General features: G+C 48.9%; 17 protein-coding genes and 1 tRNA gene. 5 read left to right on the top strand and 13 right to left on the bottom strand.

Features of this window, described 5'->3' with window-relative positions:
* Positions 1-17 precede the first annotated feature (17 nt).
* The 10 genes from nrfD to ABD949_RS27105 all read right to left on the bottom strand — a co-directional run bounded on the left by nrfD (position 18) and on the right by ABD949_RS27105 (position 13066).
* Complete coding sequence (gene nrfD, locus ABD949_RS27150; RefSeq protein WP_345249023.1) at positions 18-1445, bottom strand: NrfD/PsrC family molybdoenzyme membrane anchor subunit; 1428 nt, start codon at positions 1443-1445, stop codon at positions 18-20.
* A 33-nt stretch (positions 1446-1478) separates the two neighbouring features.
* Positions 1479-4577, bottom strand: a complete 3099-nt coding sequence (locus ABD949_RS27145) for a TAT-variant-translocated molybdopterin oxidoreductase (RefSeq protein ID WP_345249021.1) — start codon at positions 4575-4577, stop codon at positions 1479-1481.
* 47 nt (positions 4578-4624) lie between these two features.
* Complete coding sequence (locus ABD949_RS27140) at positions 4625-5938, bottom strand: c-type cytochrome (RefSeq protein ID WP_345249019.1); 1314 nt, start codon at positions 5936-5938, stop codon at positions 4625-4627.
* A 297-nt stretch (positions 5939-6235) separates the two neighbouring features.
* Positions 6236-6306 (bottom strand) — tRNA-Cys (locus ABD949_RS27135).
* A 99-nt stretch (positions 6307-6405) separates the two neighbouring features.
* Positions 6406-8199 carry a 30S ribosomal protein S1 gene (gene rpsA, locus ABD949_RS27130; protein ID WP_345249017.1) on the bottom strand — a complete coding sequence of 598 codons (1794 nt, stop codon included), beginning with the start codon at positions 8197-8199 and terminating at the stop codon, positions 6406-6408.
* A 206-nt stretch (positions 8200-8405) separates the two neighbouring features.
* Positions 8406-8918, bottom strand: coding sequence for an HNH endonuclease (locus ABD949_RS27125; protein WP_345249015.1), 513 nt, complete (start codon positions 8916-8918; stop codon positions 8406-8408).
* Positions 8919-9047: 129 nt separating this feature from the next.
* Positions 9048-9509: an SsrA-binding protein SmpB gene (gene smpB, locus ABD949_RS27120; RefSeq protein ID WP_345249013.1), complete on the bottom strand. Its 462-nt coding sequence runs from the start codon at positions 9507-9509 to the stop codon at positions 9048-9050.
* A gap of 75 nt (positions 9510-9584) precedes the next feature.
* Positions 9585-10199: an OmpH/Skp family outer membrane protein gene (locus ABD949_RS27115; protein WP_345249011.1), complete on the bottom strand. Its 615-nt coding sequence runs from the start codon at positions 10197-10199 to the stop codon at positions 9585-9587.
* 82 nt (positions 10200-10281) lie between these two features.
* Positions 10282-10620: a hypothetical protein gene (locus ABD949_RS27110; protein WP_345249009.1), complete on the bottom strand. Its 339-nt coding sequence runs from the start codon at positions 10618-10620 to the stop codon at positions 10282-10284.
* Positions 10621-10624: 4 nt separating this feature from the next.
* Positions 10625-13066, bottom strand: a complete 2442-nt coding sequence (locus ABD949_RS27105; protein WP_345249008.1) for a penicillin acylase family protein — start codon at positions 13064-13066, stop codon at positions 10625-10627.
* A 39-nt stretch (positions 13067-13105) separates the two neighbouring features.
* On the opposite strand from ABD949_RS27105, the gene ABD949_RS27100 reads away from it, so the two are divergent.
* The 3 genes from ABD949_RS27100 to ABD949_RS27090 all read left to right on the top strand — a co-directional run bounded on the left by ABD949_RS27100 (position 13106) and on the right by ABD949_RS27090 (position 16984).
* Entirely contained in the window at positions 13106-14017 is a 912-nt protein-coding gene (locus tag ABD949_RS27100; protein WP_345249006.1) for a glycerophosphodiester phosphodiesterase family protein, read from the top strand.
* 70 nt (positions 14018-14087) lie between these two features.
* Positions 14088-15611: a GH3 auxin-responsive promoter family protein gene (locus ABD949_RS27095; RefSeq protein ID WP_345249004.1), complete on the top strand. Its 1524-nt coding sequence runs from the start codon at positions 14088-14090 to the stop codon at positions 15609-15611.
* Between the two features lie 131 nt (positions 15612-15742).
* On the top strand, positions 15743-16984 hold the full coding sequence (locus ABD949_RS27090; protein WP_345249002.1) for a 4-hydroxy-3-methylbut-2-enyl diphosphate reductase: 1242 nt from the start codon (positions 15743-15745) through the stop codon (positions 16982-16984).
* On the opposite strand, the gene ABD949_RS27085 is transcribed toward ABD949_RS27090, so the two are convergent.
* On the bottom strand, positions 16972-18585 hold the full coding sequence (locus ABD949_RS27085) for a glycoside hydrolase family 10-like protein (protein ID WP_345249000.1): 1614 nt from the start codon (positions 18583-18585) through the stop codon (positions 16972-16974). The two genes, ABD949_RS27090 and ABD949_RS27085, sit on opposite strands and share 13 nt — an antisense overlap.
* Before the next feature lie 35 nt (positions 18586-18620).
* On the bottom strand, positions 18621-18773 hold the full coding sequence (locus tag ABD949_RS27080) for a DUF2256 domain-containing protein (RefSeq protein WP_345248998.1): 153 nt from the start codon (positions 18771-18773) through the stop codon (positions 18621-18623).
* A 261-nt stretch (positions 18774-19034) separates the two neighbouring features.
* Here ABD949_RS27080 and ABD949_RS27075 point away from each other — a divergent pair, with 261 nt between their 5' ends.
* Complete coding sequence (locus tag ABD949_RS27075) at positions 19035-19505, top strand: Lrp/AsnC family transcriptional regulator (protein WP_345248996.1); 471 nt, start codon at positions 19035-19037, stop codon at positions 19503-19505.
* A gap of 42 nt (positions 19506-19547) precedes the next feature.
* Here ABD949_RS27075 and ABD949_RS27070 read toward each other — a convergent pair whose 3' ends face one another.
* Complete coding sequence (locus ABD949_RS27070; RefSeq protein WP_345248994.1) at positions 19548-20786, bottom strand: tetratricopeptide repeat protein; 1239 nt, start codon at positions 20784-20786, stop codon at positions 19548-19550.
* 120 nt (positions 20787-20906) lie between these two features.
* Between ABD949_RS27070 and hpt the strand changes: the two genes are divergently transcribed.
* A complete protein-coding gene (hpt, locus tag ABD949_RS27065) occupies positions 20907-21437 on the top strand; it encodes a hypoxanthine phosphoribosyltransferase (RefSeq protein WP_345248992.1) in 531 nt (176 codons plus the stop codon).
* Positions 21438-21451 lie beyond the last annotated feature (14 nt).

Below are 21451 nucleotides of genomic sequence, written 5' to 3'. Positions count from 1 at the left end.
TGTATCAGCGTATTTATTTATTCGACGTCTTTGTTAAACGTCGGGTTCGTAACTCGTTCGCCTTTTGCTACTCCGGACACGGACTTAGGCAGCCGCTCCGAAGAAGACTTAATAATTGCTTTCACTTCAGCCATATTTACCACCGGCAGGAACTTGGAGAACAGCAGGAATAAGGTAAAGAAAAGACCGAATGAGAAGATATAGTCACTTATATCGAACAGCGTCGGGCTGAACATTGCCCAGCTTGATGGGAGGTAGTCGCGGTGCAGCGAGGTAACAATGATTACGAATCGCTCGAACCACATACCAATATTTACCACTACCGACAATACGAATGTCCAGACTACACTACGACGGATTGACCGTACCCAGAACAACTGCGGAGAAATTACGTTACAGGTCATCATGGCCCAGTATGCCCACCAATAAGGACCAAAGGCCCGGTTGATAAAAGCATAGCTTTCAAACTCTACTCCAGAGTACCAGGCGATGAAAAACTCCGTCAGGTAAGCAACCCCTACAATTGATCCCGTCAGCGTAATGACTTTATTCATGGACTCAATGTGCTCAACGGTAATATAGTCTTCCAGGCGGAAAACGACCCGGATGATAAGCATCAGGTTCTGAACCATAGCAAAACCCGAGAATATAGCACCGGCGACGAAGTATGGCGGAAAAATGGTGGTGTGCCAGCCCGGAATTACCGATGTGGCAAAGTCCATACTTACAATGGTATGCACGGAAAGTACCAGCGGTGTAGACAAACCAGCCAGAATTAAACTCATGTATTCGTAACGAGCCCAGGTCTTTGCCGAACCATTCCAGCCCAATGAGAGCGCTCCGTAGATGTATCGTGATACACGGCTACGGGCCCGGTCACGAATGGTAGCCAAATCGGGCACCAGACCCATATACCAGAATACCAGCGATACGGTGAAATACGTACTGATGGCGAACACGTCCCATACCAGCGGTGACTTAAAGTTCACCCACAGCGAACCAAAGGTATTCGGCAGTGGTAGTGCCCAGTAGGCTAGCCAGGGTCGCCCCATGTGCATCAGAATAAAGCTGGCAGCACAGATAACGGCGAAGATGGTCATAGCCTCCGCAGCGCGGTTAACGGCCGTCCGCCATTTCTGACGGAACAGCAAAAGAATAGCTGAGATCAGGGTACCGGCATGACCGATACCTACCCACCACACAAAGTTGGTGATGTCCCAGGCCCATCCAACTGTTTTGTTCAGGCCCCATACGCCGAGACCTTCCCACCACGTGTAAAATAAACAAGCCGTTCCGTACAACAGTACGATGACAGAGATGGTGAAAGCAATTGTCCACTCGCGGGTAGGACGGCCTTCTACCTGTCTGCTTACGTCCTCCGTAACGTCAGCGTAAGTTTTTCCCCCAGTGACCAATGGAGTTCTTACGGGCGAACTTATATGCATAGTTTTACTTTATTAAACTGTTTCAATTTAACCTTACGCCTGACTGTCCTGAGTAAGCTCTTTTTTAAGCTCTTCATCTTTGTTCCGAATCTTTCTCAGGTAAGAGATCTGCGGTCTAGTGTTAATCTCTTTAAGTACGTGGAAAGCCCGCTCATTAGCTTCATAAGCCAAAACCTGTGAGATAGTGCTTTCCGGATTGTTCATATCACCGAAGATGATTGCATTCGTCGGACAAGCCTGCGCACAGGCAGTCTGAATTTCATCTGGCAAAGGCCGTCTCCGCTCTTTTTTAGCGGTTAACTTACCTTCCTGAATACGCTGTACACAGAATGAACACTTCTCGATAACCCCCCGTGAACGAACTGTCACATCCGGGTTAATGACCATTTTACCAAGGTCATTGTTAAAATGGTAATCGAACTCGCTCTCATCAAAGTACTTAAACCAGTTGAACCGGCGCACCTTGTAGGGGCAGTTGTTAGCGCAGTAACGAGTTCCTACACAACGATTGTAGGTCATCTGGTTCAAACCCTCCGAGCTGTGGGTAGTCGCCAATACGGGACATACTGTCTCGCAGGGAGCATTTGAACAGTGCTGGCAAAGCATCGGCTGGAAGGTTACCTCCGGATTTGCCGAAGCAACCTCCAGACCTTTCAAATCATCTGCATCTGCATCGCTGCTATAGTAACGGTCGATACGTAACCAGTGCATCTCCCGACGGTTGATAACCTCCTGACGGCCTACTACTGCAATATTATTTTCCGACTGACAACCAATTACACAGGCATTACAGCCAATGCAGGAGTTCAGATCGATAATCATTCCCCAAGAGTGGTTCGGCTTACCGTAACCATGCCATAGGGACAACTCATCGGCTACAACAGGGCCTTCAGAGGTCACTACCTTAGGTATATAGGCACCTGCAGCCGGATTCTTTTTGTAATCAGCCAGACGGGCTTCCTGCAACACAGCCAATCGACCCATTACCGTATCGTGGGTCTGCGTCTGCGCAATTTCCCGACGACCACCGGCCTTCTCTATTTTAACATTTGCTGCGGCAAAGCTCAGACACCCGTTTACAAAGCTGGCTAGCGGATAAGCATTCTGTCCTACCCCATTTGCCGACCTGCCAGCTTTCTGGCGACCATAGCCAATGGCCACTGCTACCGTACCATCTGTCTGACCTGGTTGAATCAGCACTGGCAATTCAATAGCCGGACGACCTTCTACCTGAACAGATACCAGCTGATTCTGCTCAACGCCCAAATCATTAGCCGTTTTCTGCGAAATAGCAGCATAGTTATCCCAACAGGCTTTTGTGACAGGATCAGGCATCTCCTGAAGCCATGGGTTATTAGCCTGAGCACCAGTTCCAACGCTAACCTTTTCGTATAGCGCCAGTTCCATACCCGTGCCCGCTCTGTAACGCTGAGCAATAGCCGTAGCAGCAGTTGCCAGATTGCCGGCAAAAGCAGCACCGCTACCACCTACTGCAGCAGCCGCCCGACCGGGTTCAAATACGCCATCGTGCAGCGATTTCACCCAAAAATCGTCAAATGACGAATAACCGGTTGCCCGTGGGTACAGATTCGCTCTCCAGTAATTTCGTACGTAATCCTGAAAGTCATTGGGTAACCCGGCCCACGTCAGCAGGCTCGACTGCATCTGACGGGTTTTATAAATATAGGTAATCGCTGGTTGGGTCAGGCTGAAGAAACCCGCCTTTGGCTCAGCATCATTCCAGCTTTCCAGGTAATGCGGAGCCGGAGTAATGTACTTAACCAATGAAGCTGTTTCATCTGGCCGGTCAGCAAACGATACCGATAAAGCAATCCGGGGTAGAACCTCAGCTAACTCGGCTCCACGTGGATGATCATAAACAGGATTGGCATTATAGAACAGAACACCCTGAATACGGCCTGCTTTCGCATCGTTAATGAAGGTATTCATCTCCACATCATTACCCTGACGGTAATTCAGCGGAGTATTGAGATCTATCGTTGTACCGTAGCTACCCAATAAGCCATTCAGCGCATTAACAACTACCTGAACATTGGGATCGTTAGAACCACAAACGACCAGCGCCCGGCCGCGCGAAGCAGCCAGATCAGTTGCCGCTTTATCCAGATGCGGAACGTCTACGGCGGTTGCACTGATGGGGGAGCCACCTAATTTAGCTGCTACTTTGTTGTAAAGAGCCGCTACAACCAAGCCCTCCTGTGAAGGCTTGTAGGGTCCCCGATAATCAGCATTTGCTCCCGTTGTAGTAAACGCCGGCTCAAACTGATAATGGCGCGACATATCCCGCTTGGTTTTACCAAGCTTACGCGTTTCGGCATAAGGACGGGCAAACTCCAGCGGATTCAGCCAGGTACCCAAAAAGTCGGCATTGATTCCGACAATGGTGTTAGCCCGGCTAAAGTTGTATGACGGAATAACAGCCCGGCCAAAAGAGGTCTGATTCGCCTGCACCATACCAAACGCCGAGTTCGCATCGTACATAACATGCGTCGTTGTCGGGTACCGGCGGATGAAGTCGGCAACAACTGCTTTGGTAGAAGGACTCAGGATCGTTGAGGTAACAATCCGAATAGCACCACCACGCGAAGCAATAGAACCTAGCTGATTAACGATTTCCCGATCTGCGGTAGCCCAGTCAATGTCGGCGTCACCCCGTTTCGGTCCTTTCAGCTTATCAATATCATACAGAGAAAGAACGGAAGCCTGAACACGGGCTGTCGTTCCTCCATAGGTTACACCTGACTGTGGGTTCCCTTCGATTTTGATTGGCCGCCCTTCCCGGGTTTCTACCAGTACGCTGGCGTAATCTCCACCATCAACATAAGTAGATGCGTAGTAGTCAGATATAGAAGGGAAAGTATGTTCTGGCTTGTTCAGATAAGGAATTGCTTTCCTGACCGGAGCTTCGCGGCAGGCAGCCAGAGAAACAGCCGCCATACCAAATCCTAATACTTTTAAGAAGTCACGGCGGTGGGTACCAGTACCGTCTACTATGTTTTCGAGGTCATTGGTCGGTGCCGAAGGAAACTCCTGGTAAGCGTTCTTAACGAAGTCTTCGTCGTTACGAAGTTCTTCAAGCCCCCTCCAATACCGTTTTTTTGTATGTTCCATACGTTCGATTGTACAAACAGAAACTCTCTTTGTTCAGTAATGGGTGATTAATAGTGACACTTAGAACACTCCAGACCACCGATATTAGCCACTTTAAGCGGCATCTTACTTTGCTTCCGGTGGAGAGCAACCAGCTTATCGTAATAAGCGTTATCCTTCGTGTTTACCTCCGTGTTCCGGTGGCAATCTATACACCAGCCCATCGTCAGGGACGACCGTTGCTCCACTACTTCCATTTTTTCAATTTCACCATGACAGGTCTGACACTGAACATTACCAACGTTGACGTGCTGCGCATGGTTAAAATAAGCCAGATCCGGCAGGTTATGCACCCGGACCCACTCGATAGGACGATCCTGCTCAATAGCCGCGTAAATTTTCTGAATTTCCGGTGACTCTTTTTTAATCACACCATGGCAGTTCATACAGATGTTAGCGGAAGGAATTGTAGCGTTCTTTCCTTTATTTACACCTGTGTGGCAGTAATTACAGTCAATCTTGTACTGACCTGCATGCAGTTTGTGTGAATAAGCAATCGGCTGCTTGGGAGCGTAACCCTGCTGAATACCCACGCTGAACAGTCCATCTACCGTTTCTTTAGAGACGACCAGAATAAACAACCAGATAATCACCGAACGGATTGTCGAATTGTTCACTGTATTGGCCAGTCCAGTTCTCAGCCGCTGAATAAACGGCGTCGTTTCAGCACCAGGAGTTCCGGAAGCCGGCGAACTTACGGCTTTGGACAGGAGCGTTACTATTAACAGCAGAACGCCAAGCACCAGCAGCATCACCACCAGCAGCGCAACCAGCACAAACGTAAACAGGTTTGACGGCCCGGCACCAAATCCACCCCCCGAACCATTTTCGGCCGAAGCACCTCCACCCCCACGCTCCTGAGCTACTCCTCCCACAGCAGCCTGAGCTGGTGCAGCATTGCTTTCTTCGATGTAAGCCAGAATACCATCAATGTCAGCATCCGTCAGATTCGGGAAGCTGGACATGGGGATTTTGTTAAATTTGTTGTAGACCTGGTTAGCATAAGCGTCCCCGGAACCAACCATTGCCATCGGGTTGCGAATCCACCGGTGCAGCCAGTCTCTGCCAGGTGTACGCTGTAGTACGCCCTTTAAACCCGGCCCTACCACAACCTCATCGGTTATGGCGTGACACTGGGCACAGTTATTATTAAACAGGGTCTTACCAGCGGCTGCATCTCCCCCTCCCGCCGGGGCCGGGGTAGCTGCCGCAGGGCCTCCACCACCCGTTGCTACCGAGTCCTGCGCATTGACCCGACCGCTGCCGACCAGCATGGTCAGAGCCAGAGCCAACGCTCCGCATGACTTCGTTAAACGGTTCATATTGAACAAATTAGCAAGATTATTTAAGTACATACCTACCTCTGATTTTCATTGGCACACAAAAGTAATGCAGGATTGCCTTTTATCAAAAATTGCGGTTTGATATTTTGGCATATTGATTTATTTATACTTTTTCTAACCAGTTGGGTCATCATAACGGCAAGATTCTTACGCAGTAACTTTTTGTTAACGCTGATTTGTTTACAAAAAAATTACCATTCAGCCTGGCTACAAAAAAAAGCACCTGCTGAATGGTAATCTTGTAAAAATGAAACTTTGATAAACAGTTCCTGAGAGAGGTTCCGAGCGGATTCGAACCGCTGTACAAGGTTTTGCAGACCTCTGCCTAGCCACTCGGCCACGGAACCTTATATGAAGCGTATCACCTTCATTCAAGTGACAAACGGAGTGCAAATCTACGACTAAATCACTCAAAACAGCGATACGCTTCAAAAATATTCCGCTTTCTAGCTATTCCGGCGACCTTCCAGCTGCTCCTTCAGGGCAGACAGAGCCTCCAGATCACCTAACGTGGCACCACGCTCTTCTTTTTGCGCAGGCTTGTCAGTCTTAGCCGCAGGCTTTTGCTGCTTACCAGCATCTTTCTTCGGCTCGTCTTTTTCCTGCCAGGTTTTCGTGTGAGACAGCATAATCCGCTTCTCATCTTTCGAGAACTCCTGAACTTTAAAGTCGAGTGACTCACCTACTTCGGCCCAGCTACCGTCTTCTTTTGCCAGGTTCTTCAACGAAGAGAAACCTTCAATTCCATAAGGCAGCTCTAGGGTAGCTACTTTGTCGTTTTTGGCAATGATGGTGCAGCGGTGTACAGAACCCGGTGTGAACACCGATTCAAACGTATCCCACGGATTTTCCTCCAGTTGCTTATGGCCTAATGCCAGACGACGGTTCTCTACATCCAGTTCCAGAACCACTACCTCCAGTTCTTCACTTACCTTAGTGAAATCTGACGGATGCTTGATCTTCTTTGTCCACGACAGGTCAGATACATGAACCAGACCATCAATACCTTCTTCCAGCTCCAGGAAGAGACCGAAGTTGGTCAGGTTCCGAACGATGCCCTTGTGACGAGTACTCACTGCGTACTTAGAAGTCAGGTCAGGACGAGTCCAGGGATCTTCGGTGAGTTGCTTGATGCCTAGTGACATTTTCCGCTCGTTGCGGTCCAGCGTCAGCACTACGGCTTCCACTTCGTCACCAACCTTCAGGAACTCCTGCGGGTTACGCAGATGCTGTGACCATGACATTTCAGAAACGTGAATCAGCCCTTCAACGCCCGGCATGATCTCCAGGAACGCACCATAATCAGCTACGTTCACAATCTTGCCTTTCACGCGTGAGCCAACCTGAATGTCTTCAGCCAGTGAATCCCAGGGATGCGCCTGAAGCTGCTTCATACCTAATGAAATCCGCTTCTTGTCTTCATCGAAGTCAAGTACAACCACGTTGACCTTCTGATCAAGGTTGAGTACTTCTGACGGATGATTGATGCGGCCCCATGAAATATCTGTAATATGCAACAGACCATCAACACCACCCAGATCAATAAATACACCGAAGTTGGTCATGTTCTTGATAACCCCTTCGAGTACCTGGCCTTTCTCCAGGTTATTCAGGATCTGAGCGCGCTGTGCTTCAAGGTCTTTCTCAATAAGTACTTTATGCGATACAACGACGTTATCGTTTGCGTAGTTAATCTTAACTACCTTAACTTCCATCTTCTTACCAACGAAGATGTCAAAGTCGCGAATCGGTTTCACGTCAATTTGAGAGCCTGGTAAGAAAGCCTCAATGCTGTAGATATCAACGATGAGACCACCTTTGGTCCGACGCTTCACAAAACCATCGATAACAAGGTCTTCGTCCAGCGCCCGCTGGATTTTCTGCCAGGCAGTAATTACCTTGGCTTTTTTACGCGACAGCACCAGCTGACCGTTCGGGTCTTCCTGGTTTTCTACGTAGACTTCAACTTCATCTCCAATCTTCAGGTCCGGCATATCGCGGAATTCGGAAGCCGGCACCAGGCCATCTGATTTGAACCCGATGTTCAGGATTACTTCACGATCTGTAATACCAACCACCGATCCTGTAACGACTTCTTTCTCGTTTACCTGCGCGAGGGTGTTGTCGTAAAGTTCTTCCATCCGGCTTCTTTCTTCAGCCGAATAACCGCTACCGAATCCTTTGTTGTCTGCCCTATCCCAATCAAAAGCAGGCAGTTCGCTTTTCTGCGTTTTGCTCATAAAAAATGGTTACGTGACCCAAAACAGCTACATCAGTCCGCTGGGTCGGGGCGAACTGACTTTTAGTAAAACATGAATTTTGAAAAAGGAACGCAAAGATAGTGAGGTTTTGCGCAAAAAAGCGCTTATCTGCCCAAAAAAATGCAGAACGCCAATACGATACGTTTTGAAGACACAAGGATCAGGCTCACCAGGAAAGAATAAAATCAATACGCTTTCTCACGCTTACTCAAAAACGGCATCCAGCTTTCTTCAATGGACCCGGAGAAGTCGCGGAGGAAAACAATAAATGAAGGCTTAAATGGTTTCTGACGCATCATCATATTAGCCTCTTCAGGGGTATAGTCACCTTTGCGCGAATTACAGCGCTTGCAGGCGGTAATTAGGTTATCCCAATTGGTTTTACCGCCTTTTGACTTCGGAATAACATGATCGAGCGTCAGATCGTCAGCAGTGCCGCAATACTGGCAGCGGTTGTTATCCCGCTTGAAAATGTTTTGGCGGGTCAGCATAACGCCCTTGTAAGGTAAGTGAACGTAACGGTGAAGGCGGATAACCGTTGGCATGGGGTAGGTCGTATCAACGGTGCGAAGGGCGTACGAATCAGACCCGGCGACAAGTTCGGCTTTGTTGAGGAAAACCAACAAAAAGGCTTTGGGAACAGAACAAATGCTAAGCGCGCTATAATCCTGATTTAAGACCAATACTTTCCTGCCCATATTCTGGATAAAACACCTCTGGTTCGTAGCAAGTTAGGTATTTATCCAATTAACAGCAAGAAACCTTCTATGTTAAAAATTTTTTACTAAATCGTTGAAAGAGCCTGTTTTTACACGCGGTTGGATGAGTCAATAACGCTCCCGACTGAGTTCCCGCTCCACATCGCGCTCTTTAATACTCTCGCGTTTGTCGTATAGCTTTTTGCCTTTCGCCAGGGCAATTTCCAGCTTGGCAAACCCCCGTTCGTTGGTAAACAGCCGCACCGGTACAATTGTCAGGCCCTGATCTTTCAGCTTTTCACCAAGCCGGCGCAGTTCGCGTTTGGTCAGCAGTAGTTTACGGTCGCGCAACGGCTCGTGATTGTAGTAAGTACCTTCCGTGTACTTCGAAATATTCATCTGCCGAATGTATAGTTCGTCGTTCAGGAACAGGCAATAAGCATCCTGAAGGTTTACCTTTCCCTGCCGGACTGATTTTATTTCGGTGCCGGTTAGTGCAATGCCAGCCGTAAAGGTTTCCAGAAAGCTGTACTCAAAGGAAGCCCGGCGGTTGCGTATATCCACTTGTTTTACAATAGATGCAGAGGCCATATTACGTTGACTATGCTTTAAAATACAAAGCCAGCGGCAGATTGTTGCCGCTGGCCCGGTATAAAATAGCTTTCCTTATTTCTTAGCCGGCGTTTTGGTGGTTGCCTGCTTGTCCTGGTACTGCTTATTTAGCCCTTCGATGATCCGACGGGTTACGTCGTTGTCCTGCTGCGCGTACAAAATACCGCCACCCTTGGTGTAACCCAGCACAAACTCATATTGATTCTGCTTGTTGGTTTCGTTCAGGTATTCATAAATGCGGTTGTACAGCTCTTCGTTCTTCTGCTGCTCCTCCTCGGCCAGGCGTTGCGCTGAACGCTCGCGGTAGGCCAGGAAGTCCTGCTGCTTCTTTTGCAGAGAAGCTTCCGTAGCGCGTGCCTGTTCCATAGTCATGGTTTGAGCACGCTGCTGAAAATACGCTACTTCATTTTGGAGGGAACGGCCACGGTTGTTGAGGTCGTTATCCAGCTGAAAGCGCTTACTTTCGAGAACTTTCCGGGTGTCTTTAAAGAAGTCGTAGTTCGTCAGTAGCGAATCAACGTTGACATACACAATTTTTTTGGCTTCAACTTCGGCCTTGGCGGGTTCGGAGGTTTTCGTTTCGACGGTACGGTCTTTAAAATGCAGGTAGTACAGTACGGCTACGGCAATCGCTAAAACAATGTTTAGAACTAACGAGGCATTCTTCACGAGGTAAATATGATTTTGGTTACTAAATATCTGACAAAGATATCGGAATAACCGGAAAAAGAAGCGGGTACCTACCGGATTTTCAGCGCAAAGCCCGCCGGACCTGATAGCCGGTCAGACCCGCCAGGCCTCCAACCAGGCCGCCAATTACCGGCGTCAGCAGCAACAAGACAAGCGGCACGTCAGCCTTGAACAGCAGTTGGCTCATCCGGCCGGTCAGGATACCGTCAGTGTGGCTATGAATCCATGCTGCATACGCCAGCCACACCAGCGCAATACCCAGAAAGCCTGCCAGAAAAGCCCGCCCACTGCTCTTGCTGAGCCACCAGCAACTGCCAAAAGCAACGGGTGCAATAATCCACCAAGGCAGGAACAGCTGAGCAATGGCACTCACTACGATTATAATAAGAACAGGAAGCATGGGACTATTTGGTTGGAGATAATATTAGGGTAGATTGAATGCGGGGGTTCTTATCCGTAGGTGCCTGAAGGTAGAGGAGGTCATTCAGTTCGCCCCGACGCCAGGTTTCGAGCAGATTGAGGTAATATGGGCTACCAGGGTTACCCGACTGTCCACCCGGATACACACCATAGGCTTTGGGCTGCGGCCCCAGCGCAACCACCATTCGCCACGACGGCCCGTGCCGTTCGGTGGTTGCGTTTACCACACTACCGCCCCCTCCGTTCTGTACATCCAGGGCGCTAAAAGCGTCCAGACCAGGAATCAGATGACGAATGTCCGTTCCTTTATGTTTGCCCCAGACCCATTCCGTCCCAAAAGAACCGTGCTGCCGAACCAGTGAATCGATCGTCTGCCGAAAACTCATATTGACTAAATCGCTCATCGACTCCTTTCGGTTCGCGGTATTGACATTGTCAAACCAACGAGCGCTGGGTTCTTTAGTCATTAGCTGGAGGGTCCGGTCGTAGGTAGGGTAGCGCATCGGTTGCTGACCTTCCCGGCTGAACTCATCATCCCAAATCGATTTATACAGCAGAGTCAGCCATTCGGTAAACAGGGTCGCGCCTACAGCGTCGACATCGTTCCGGTAATTCCAGCTCCGCAGCGCAGAAAAGGCATTCTGCTGCGGCTCAGTTAACCCCTGCGGATTAACCAACGGTAGCATTACCGGCAGAAAATTAGCGGCCCGCAGGTTGACGTTATCATTCTGCAATTGCCGCAGGCTATCCGGTGTTGCCTGCTTCATAGCTGTCAACCGGTCGTTGATACGCATACCTCGTTCAGCCGGAGCAAACACCCAGTTGAGGTAATATGGGTACGACGGATCCGTTGAAAACTGATTGGCCGAACTCACAAAACCACGGGGAGGATTCCTAACGCGGGGGTTGTGCTCTGCCGGAATCCAGCCCTGCCAATCGTGTGCCGGGTTGGAGCCGTCGAGGAGAAACTTTCCCTGCTCTTTCCATTTCAGCGGAAATTTTCCGTTGGGTGAGATAGCTATGTCTTTATTCACATCGGCAAACACAAAATTCTGAGCTGGAGAACCGTACTGGGCCAATGCCCGGACGTAATCATCATAGTTTCTGGCCCGATTCAGAATGTAGAAGCAGGTTAATTCATTGGTAACTTCGTGCGCTACCCAACGAGCAGCATACCCAACCGGTATATTACTACGAAATGGCTTCTCATTATCCAGATAAACTACCGGACCATGATGGGTATACCGAATGGTATCGGTCACATCGGGCCTGCCTTTTACCTTGATGACCTCTACCCGCTCCCGCACGGCCTTCCACTGATTGTCGTGCCAGTACTCTTTGTGACGGGCATCCTTAAATCGGATTTTGTAGAAATCCAGTACATCGGATGCCACATTAGTTACGCCCCAGGCCACCTGCCTGTTGAAGCCGATAATAACCCCCGGCGAACCAGGCAATGAGGCTCCGTATACATTAAGCGTTGGCGTTACAAGCTGAACCTGGTACCAGATTGAAGGCAGGTTTAGCTGAAGGTGCGGGTCGTTAGCCAGAATAGGGTAGCCGGTAGCTGATTTCTCCGGTCCGATGGCCCAATTGTTACTACCGATCGACGGGTCATGCTCTTTCCAGCGAAAAGTCAGCGTACTGCCCGGAACTGAATCGGCCGGGGGAGCGGGTACGTTCAACGGGGTAAAGTCCCATTTTGTACCAGCGGGGATGATAGGCGACTCCTGAGCGGGATAGTTAGGAAACAGATTTGCCGTTACCTCCCTGCCATACTTCTGAAGAACATTTGCCATCATCAGATCATCCGCCCCCGACGCCAGGGTCTGCGTCATTTGCTTGAGCAGCAGCGCACATTTCAGCGGGGTCCACGGCTCAGGCGCATAACCCAGCAGTTTATATTCAAGGGGGTATTTTGCCGGAGATAATTGCTTTATATAAGCATTTATACCATCAGTATACGCCTGCACTACGGCCATGCTGGCCTCATTAGCCATCATTCCCTTCAATGCTTGCTCAGCCGCATAACCCATACCTAGCCGCCGGTTGTAGCGATCCAGTTCTATTGCCCGCTCACCCACAATTTCGGAAACCCGCCCCGCAGCCGCATGAGTCTGAAACTCCATCTGCCAAAGCCGGTCACGGGCGGTCACAAATCCCTGAGCGAAATAGACATCGTAGTCATTTTGGGCGAAAACATGGGGCACGCCGGTATCGTCGTAAACGACAGAGACCGGCTGGGAGGTGCCATTGATTTTCACTGTTTGGTCGGTACGATCGGTTTTAGCTTCCGCGTTCTGCCAGAAACCTTTAAACGGACTCAGCAGTGGGCCAAAGGCAGGCACCGTGCCCCAGTTCCGGCTCAAGACCACAACGAATAGTGTAGTAAGCAGCAGTAAAGTAATAGGTTTAATATATTTCATGGTCAAATGAACCAGCTAGCGACTAAAACACAAATAAAAATGATAATTATCTCATTCCCGCTTCCCACGCGTCTTTTTCTGGCCTTCGTTTTGGTAGCTACTAATGCCTTTGCTCAAATCGTTTCAGTTGATCTGCAGGGACATCGGGGCTGCCGGGGACTAATGCCGGAGAATTCTGTCCCTGCCTTCCTGAAGGCAATTGATTTAGGGGTTAATACCCTTGAGATGGATGTTGTCATTAGTAAGGACCGACAGGTTGTAGTTTCGCATGATCCATATATGAACGCTGCTTTCTGCCTTACTCCCGCTGGTACACCGATTGACAAAGAAGAGCAGCAGATGCACAATCTGTACCAAATGACCTATGATGAAATCCGGCGGTACGACTGCGGTTCGGTTGGTAATGCAGCCCATCCGGACCAACAGAAACTAAAAGTGGCCAAACCACTGTTACAAGACGTAATTCAACAGGCAGAAGCCTATCGAAAGTTAAAGAGGCTACCCGCCCTATCCTATAATATAGAAATCAAAAGTGACGCCGGCCAGTACGACATTTCGCAGCCGAAACCGGCAGAATTTTCTGATCTGGTTTACCAGGTACTTATTGAACAACTTCCGCCGGAACAGGTTATACTGCAAAGTTTCGACTTTGCCGTTCTAAAGCACTGGAAGCAGCAAATTGATGCCGGCAGGTATCAGAAGGTCCGTTTATCGGCGCTGGTGGCGAATCTGAAACCTGTAGATACCCACCTGAAAGAGCTTGGTTTTATTCCGGATATATACAGTCCGTATTACCAGTTGTTGAGCAAAAACAAAATCAGGCGTTTACATGGAAAAGGAATGAAAGTTATACCCTGGACCGTGAATAACCCGAACCATATGCGCCGGTTAATCAATAACAGTGTCGATGGCCTTATAACCGATTACCCTGACCGGGCGAAGAATTTGTGAAGTAAAACTGATTCTGTTATTTTTCTGAAAATTAAACCAGTAACTGACGTTTCTATCTTTCCGGACTACCATGACCCTGCTTAATACTACGCTCAAATGGCTCCTTGAACGGCGTTTGCCACGGATTGAAGCGATGAAGCAACATCCTGGTGAGGTGCAGCAGAGCGTATTTCGTCAGTTGATTCGTCGGGGCCGCCGGACCGAGTGGGGCCGCTACTACCAGTATAGTTCCATTGAAAACGTGCGGGATTTTCAGCAGCGGGTACCTGTTTCCAGCTATGAAGACCTGTTCCCTTATATTGAGCGGGTGATGAAAGGTGAAAACAACGTGCTTTGGCCTTCTCCAATCCGTTGGTTCTCCAAATCGTCGGGTACCACAAACGCCCGCAGCAAATTTATCCCGGTTTCTACAGAATCGCTGGATGAGTGCCATTTTAAAGGTGGAAAAGACGTAATGGCGCTCTACATTGCCAACCGGCCCGACAGCAAGGTTTTTGAAGGCAAAGGGCTTTCTATTGGTGGCAGCCTGCACGAAAACCCCTACAGCAAATATGGCGCGGCTGGTGATATCTCGGCGGTTATAATGAAAAATCTCCCGGCCTGGGGCCAGTTTATCCGCACTCCGCCTTTAGATGTCGCGCTGATGAGCGAGTGGGAGGCTAAAATTGATCGGATGGCCGAAATTGTATCGACGCAGAACGTGACCAGTATCCTGGGTGTCCCTACCTGGGCGCTTGTGTTGCTGGAGAAAGTCTTGGCTCGCACCGGTAAATCCAATATTCTGGAAGTCTGGCCCAATTTTGAAGTGTTTATTCACGGTGCGGTCGCGTTTCAACCCTACCGGGAGTTGTTCTCCAATCAGGTTTTCCCATCGGCGCAGGTAGGCTATCAGGAAACATACAATGCCTCCGAGGGATTCTTTGCCATTCAGGATGAAATGAACCGGGTGGGGGAAATGCTCCTGATGGTAGATTATGGCATATTTTACGAGTTTGTGCCTATCGACGAAGCGGAAAAACAATTCCCTAAAGCTTTGACGATTGAAGAAGTTGAGCTGGACAAAAATTACGCTCTCATCATTTCAACCACTGGCGGCTTGTGGCGATACCGGGTTGGCGACACCGTGAAGTTTACGTCCCTGTACCCGCACCGGCTTAAAGTCAGCGGCCGTACCAAGCACTTTATCAATGCCTTTGGGGAGGAGGTTATTGTTGAAAATGCCGAGATTGCAGTTACCCAAGCCTGCGAAGCGACGGGAGCGGTCATTAAGGAATATACCGCCGGACCGGTTTACATGAGCAACGGCACCAATGGCCGCCACGAGTGGATCATTGAATTTTCGCAGGAACCCGACGATCAGGAGACCTTCAATCAGGTGCTGGACGAGACCCTGCGTCAGGTAAACTCTGACTATGATGCCAAACGCTACAATGATATGGTGCTCCAGCAGCCGCTGATCCACGTGGTGCCCAAGGGGACTTTTTATGCCTGGATGAAACAGCGGGGTAAATTGGGGGGGCAGCATAAGGTACCCCGGTTGAGTAACTCGCGGGATTACCTGGATGATATTCTGGGACAGATTACGTATTACTGATACTTACCTACCTCAATGGTATCGTTTTCACGGGCTGAAGCCCATGGGTACGAACAATCCTGATTATTCCTCTGTTAGGAGAATAGGGCGGAATCAAATGGCCTCCGCCTTCACCGGCTGTACTTACTTCGATGAAATCATTCAATATTCCTGATTATTACCGCAGTACGATTGTTAGTCCGCTGAAAGAGCTGCGCCGGAAGCGAGATAAACTAAAGCGTGATTTTACCCCTACCCTGCTGGACTTTGGGCCGGTGCAGGTTTTGCTTGCCCGGCACTTCGGCTTCTGTTATGGGGTAGAGAATGCTATTGAAATCGCTTACAAAGCTATTTCTGAAAACCCCGATAAACGTATCTTTCTCTTAAGTGAAATGATACACAACCCGGAGGTCAATGGCGACCTGCTCAGCCGGGGGGTGCGTTTTCTGATGGATACGGCAGGGCGGCAACTGGTACCCTGGGCAGAGCTGACTCAAGACGATATTGTCATTATCCCTGCGTTTGGCACCACACTGGAAACGCAGCAGAAACTGGCCGAAGTCGGGCTGGATGTAGAGCGGTATAACACAACCTGTCCGTTTGTGGAAAAGGTCTGGAACAAAGCAAGTCAGATTGGCCACAAAGCGTATACGGTAGTCGTACACGGTAAGCCGACGCACGAAGAAACCCGAGCTACGTTTTCGCATAGCAAAGAAGCGGCACCAACGGTAGTTGTTAAAGATATGGCCGAGGCCCAGCGACTGGCCAGGTACATTACTGGCGACGTACCAAAAGAGCAATTCTTCGTGGAATTTAAGGGCCAGTACTCCGAGGGCTTTGATCCGGAGCAGGATTTGCAACGCATCGGCGTGGTCAATCAGACAACTATGCTGGCGTCAGACACCCAGGGGATTGCCGATTATCTGAAGCAGGTAATGATTGAGCAATACAACCTGCTACCGCACGAGGTGGAACGACGCTTTGCCAATACCCGTGATACTTTATGTTACGCTACCAACGATAATCAGGATGCTACGTACGCGCTGCTAACGCATACGGCAGATCTAGCCATTGTGGCAGGTGGATACAACAGTTCCAATACGTCGCATATTGTTGAGTTGTGCGAAGAAAAGCTGCCGACGTACTTTATAGAATCAGAACAGAAGATCCTGTCACAGACGCTTATCCGGCACTTTAACCTGCATCAGAAAGAAGAGGTAGTTACCGAAAGCTATCTTCCCAGCCATGAGCCGGTCACTATCCTGCTCACGTGCGGAGCTTCCTGCCCGGACGCGGTTGTCGAAGGAATTCTGCTGAAGCTCGTCTCCTTCTATCCCGGCAGCCGTTCGTTAGAAGATGTCATGATCGATATTCAGCAAACCTACAACGCCTGAATCGGCGACGGAATGGCGGTTCCCAAACTTTCGTTATGCAGCCGGTCGAAGGCCGTTACCACGTATGTATAGCGCTTTTTCGGCTCCACCGCTTTATCTAAAAACCGGGTGGTATATTCACCAGAGCAAATGGCAATTATGTTCCGGGGATCATCAATGCGCTGTTCCTGCTGGTCGCTGAACCGATATAAGGCATAATAGCGAGCCCTGTCCCCATCGGGCGCTTTGGCGGATGGCTGCCAGAATAACTCAATACCCTCTTCCAAGGCCGCTACTTTCAGATCGCGCGGAGGCAAGGGAGCAATATTGTCTTTCCAGGGCATGGTCGGAATCATAGCCGGGTAACGGAAAAAATCATTTCGAAGAGAATCCCGAATGCCCAGGGGGTTGCTAAAGATCGAATGGGCACTAAAAAAGATACTACCAGATACTTGCTCCCGGCTCCGCATGTGCCGCAGCTGGATCGGCATCTGACCTGGCCTTAACCAGGCTTTATCCCGTGGATGCGGCTGGCCGACCCGATATGCTGCCATACCGATGTATAAATGTCGATTGCCCTTGTTTTGCGTCCACCAGTCGACCAGCGTCCGGAAAGGTACCCGCTCAAATTCTGTATCAAAATAAACCTGCGGGGCTACATAATCGATCCAGCCTTCACGTATCCACTTGCGCGTATCGGCGTAGAGCGTACCGTAAGATGTTACCCCCGCCACCGTAGCTGAACCCTGCGGATCTTCTTTTTGATTTCTCCAGACTCCGAATGGACTAATCCCAAACTTTATTTTAGGCTTAATAGTCCGGATACTGTCTCGTAGCTGAAGAATTAACTTATCCACATTGTCACGTCGCCAGTCGTGGATATTCATACCGTTGTTATAGGCCCTGTACGTCAGCTCATCACCCAGGATCTGGTTAGGTGCCGAATACGGGTAGAAGTAGTCGTCAAAATGGATACCGTCCACGTCATACTGCCGTACAACATTAGCCATAATACCGGCGATGTAAGTACGAACTTCCGGTATACCCAGGTTAAAAAGTTTCTTACCTTCAAAGGTTATTAGCCATTCAGGTTTGTGACGGCTGATGTGGGTGGGTATTATGCTGGACTTTGGGCTATAGGTAGCCCGGTCGAGGTTCAACCAAGCATGGAACTCCAGATTACGGCTGTGCGCTTCCTTAATCATAAACTCCAGCGGGTCATAAAAAGGGTACGGTGGTTGCCCCTGCCGGCCCATCAGCCACTCCGACCACGGCTCTGGGCTTTTAGCGTAGAACGCATCGGCAGCCGCTCGTACCTGAACAATCACCGAATTGAACCCCGCTCCGGAGTGTACATCCAATAGTTCCCGAAACTCCCGCTGCTGTATCTCCGGCGAAAGGCCTTTCCGGCTCGGCCAGTCCATATTTTCCACCGTAGCAATCCAGACGGCCCGGAACTCCCGCTTTGGCGGAAGAAGTATTGTATCAGCCGGAGCTGAGTTATTGGAAACCGACACCGTTTCAAGAGGAGCGGTGCTGTTCGTTTCAGTCTGAGCCGTGCGGCAGTTAAGACCGAGCAGACCGAATACACAAAGACACAGTAAAGCACGAGAAAACATCATAGCAAACGGCAACCGATTACAATAACGAACGCAAACTATGTTTCGCGTAAAGTAAGGCTTTTATTATGACGGCACCGAACACTACAATAAATGATAGAATCCCAATTACGTGCCCATTTTTTACGCCAGGCAAATGAGAAACCGCAAACCGGGCAGATTTTAGTAGGCAGCTCAGATTTTTTACGCATTTGCAAAATAAGTATTGAAGAGGGTGTTTGTCCTGATAACCAACGCTGAACGATTAACCGTTAAGTCGATTGAAGGACCAAATAAGTTACCTGTCATTTGGCTTGTGGTACTTTTCCCTTACTTTTGTGCGGTAAATTAGGGATTAAAGCAGGCATTTATTTTTTACATTGGTAAATAACCAATATAAAGTAAGAGTTTTTAGAGAAAGCATAGTAGCTTTGCGCTATCCCGAGTAATCATTCCATCACACATTACCGATCATGTCAGGTACAAAATTAGATCAGATAGATCGCAAGGTTCTTGAAATCCTACAAACAAACGCTAAAATCACCAACGCTCAATTATCCAAAGAAATCGGTCTTTCGCCGGCACCTACCCTGGAACGGGTAAAAAAGCTGGAAACTTCTGGTATCATAAAGAGCTATCACGCCCAACTGGATCGGGAAAAAGTTGGACTGGGTGTAACCACCTTTGTTATGGTGACGCTGGTGGGGCACAAAAAGCAGGTAACCGATTCTTTTGTTGAACGAGTATATGCTATCCCGGAAATCATCGAGTGTCATCACATTACCGGCTCCGGCGACTTTTTATTAAAAGTAATTGCCAAGGATATCGCTTCTTATCAGGTACTGATGCTGGAAGTGATCAACGAAATTGAAGAAGTGGCCAGCACTCAAACGATGGTTATCCTCTCAACTTTCAAGGAAAGCAAGGTACTTCCGATCCCGTAATAAAAGAAAATGCCCGGCTGAACCGGGCATTTTCTTTTATACTTAACTCCGTCTTCTACGCTCTTCCCGGCGGGACTTTTTACCTTCTTCCATTGCCTTCTTCGCTTCCTGATACTGGCTCGATTTGCGATCGGCACGGTCCATTACTTCTTTAAAGTGAATTCGCGCTTCATCATAGTTTTTCTCGGCACTGGCAATTTTACCCAACCCCAGTACCGATGACCAGTAGTACCCGGCATCCATCGAATTGGTCTGCTTGGCAAACTGGATGGATTTCAGGTAATAGGTTTTGGCCTCCGCGTTATTTTTGTAAAAGTTCTGATTGATATAAGCCAGAATATAAGCTGCGGTCCGGCCACTTACCCCCTCATACCCTATTTGTCCACGCTCAATCTTGCTCAGTATATTCTTCGAGACATTCTCAGCTTCACCCAACATCCCACGAACAAAAGCCGCACGAGCATAATAACGCTCAAAAAAAGGATTGTCCGGGTACTGCTGCGTCATATATTTCGCCATATCGTACGCCTTATCGTACTGGTTCTCCATACTGTAAATCTGAAGCAGGAAATACCGGGCTTCAACGCGGGTGTAGAAGGCATTGAACGCTGTCTTTTCTAACTGCTGAATGCCGGTACCTTTGTTTCCTTTGGGAAACATGGCCAGCACAGGTTTTAATATGGAATAATTCTGAGGAATCCACTGTGAGTAGTAATTATAGAGCCCATCACCGAATAGCAGTTCCGGACTCAGATCACCGTTGCCCTTACATTTCTCAAAATATTTAAGCGCATTTTTACCGGCTATGGTCGCTTTGGCCCACTTTTTCCGCTCAGAATACAAACGCCCTTTGAAGGCATAGGCAGCTGATAGAAAAAACGAAGGCTCAATCTTATCGTCACTTTCGTCGTACAACCTCTCTGCCAGGGCAATGGTCGTATCCATATACGCCAGACATTTACTGTCGTAGTCCGTTACATCTGTATTCGGTACGATTTTCCACCACTCGGCCAGACCCATTAGAAAATAAGGCATAGGGTGACGCGGATAGCGGTGCTTCAGCCAACGAAATTCCTTATCCGCTTCGTAAAATTTGTAATTGTACAGCTGGTTAATAGCCTCCGCCGATTCGATCTGTACACCGGGATGCTTCAGAAGCATGCCGTATTTCTTATCAAAGTCAGACAGCGAATACACACCGGTACTGGCCTGCGCCTGATCCTGCGCATACACCAACGACGTAAATCCGGCCAGAAACGCTACCAACAATAATTTTTTCATTCTATGTTACCCCCATGTTTGGTACTACCTTATCAACGTATAATCGTTTTAAACAGTTTGCCTGCTCACATTTTTCAGTAAATTTTGACAGGCAAAACCGCACCTGTATCTTTGGCCCCCATGCTGGAGATTAAAGACAAAACGTTCATACCCTTCATCGGGCAGGAAGCGATTCAGAACCGCATTGCCGAACTGGCCGGGCAAATCAATCAGGACTACAAAGGTAAACAACCCCTACTGGTTGGCGTGCTCAACGGTTCATTCCTGTTTGCCGCCGACCTGATGAAAAACCTGACCATTCCCTGCGAAATTACCTTCATCCGGGTAGCTTCCTACGCACAAATGGCTTCAACAGGAAAGGTAAAGGAGATTCTGGGTCTTCAGGAGGCTGTAGAAGGCCGGGACTTAATTGTCATTGAAGATATAGTTGATACGGGCTTAACCCTTGCCCAGATTCGGGAGCAACTGGAAAGCTTAAAACCGGCCTCCATTGCTTTGGCGACCTTGCTATTTAAGCCCGAAGCACTTATAAAGGAATTGACCCTGGACTACGTAGGCTTTGAAATTGAAAATCGGTTTGTTGTCGGCTATGGCTTAGACTACGACGGGTTAGGTCGTAATTCTAAAGATATACTGGTATTGCAGGCTTAAGCAGCTAACGCTAT

Source organism: Nibrella saemangeumensis (assembly GCF_039541915.1).
Lineage (GTDB): Bacteria > Bacteroidota > Bacteroidia > Cytophagales > Spirosomataceae > Nibrella > Nibrella saemangeumensis.
The sequence above is the reverse complement of the archived record's forward strand: the minus strand, read 5'-3'. Positions and strand labels throughout refer to the sequence as shown.

Coding starts and splice junctions, on each gene's coding strand:
- ABD949_RS27140 (WP_345249019.1), bottom strand. CDS start 5,938: ATGAACCGTTTAACGAAGTCATGCGGAGCGTTGGCTCTGGCTCTGACC.
- ABD949_RS27145 (WP_345249021.1), bottom strand. CDS start 4,577: ATGGAACATACAAAAAAACGGTATTGGAGGGGGCTTGAAGAACTTCGT.
- ABD949_RS27070 (WP_345248994.1), bottom strand. CDS start 20,786: ATGAAAAAATTATTGTTGGTAGCGTTTCTGGCCGGATTTACGTCGTTG.
- ABD949_RS27105 (WP_345249008.1), bottom strand. CDS start 13,066: ATGAAATATATTAAACCTATTACTTTACTGCTGCTTACTACACTATTC.
- ABD949_RS27110 (WP_345249009.1), bottom strand. CDS start 10,620: ATGCTTCCTGTTCTTATTATAATCGTAGTGAGTGCCATTGCTCAGCTG.
- ABD949_RS27090 (WP_345249002.1), top strand. CDS start 15,743: ATGAAATCATTCAATATTCCTGATTATTACCGCAGTACGATTGTTAGT.
- ABD949_RS27100 (WP_345249006.1), top strand. CDS start 13,106: ATGATAATTATCTCATTCCCGCTTCCCACGCGTCTTTTTCTGGCCTTC.
- hpt (WP_345248992.1), top strand. CDS start 20,907: ATGCTGGAGATTAAAGACAAAACGTTCATACCCTTCATCGGGCAGGAA.
- nrfD (WP_345249023.1), bottom strand. CDS start 1,445: ATGCATATAAGTTCGCCCGTAAGAACTCCATTGGTCACTGGGGGAAAA.
- ABD949_RS27095 (WP_345249004.1), top strand. CDS start 14,088: ATGACCCTGCTTAATACTACGCTCAAATGGCTCCTTGAACGGCGTTTG.
- ABD949_RS27085 (WP_345249000.1), bottom strand. CDS start 18,585: ATGATGTTTTCTCGTGCTTTACTGTGTCTTTGTGTATTCGGTCTGCTC.
- ABD949_RS27080 (WP_345248998.1), bottom strand. CDS start 18,773: ATGCGTAAAAAATCTGAGCTGCCTACTAAAATCTGCCCGGTTTGCGGT.
- rpsA (WP_345249017.1), bottom strand. CDS start 8,199: ATGAGCAAAACGCAGAAAAGCGAACTGCCTGCTTTTGATTGGGATAGG.
- smpB (WP_345249013.1), bottom strand. CDS start 9,509: ATGGCCTCTGCATCTATTGTAAAACAAGTGGATATACGCAACCGCCGG.
- ABD949_RS27125 (WP_345249015.1), bottom strand. CDS start 8,918: ATGGGCAGGAAAGTATTGGTCTTAAATCAGGATTATAGCGCGCTTAGC.
- ABD949_RS27075 (WP_345248996.1), top strand. CDS start 19,035: ATGTCAGGTACAAAATTAGATCAGATAGATCGCAAGGTTCTTGAAATC.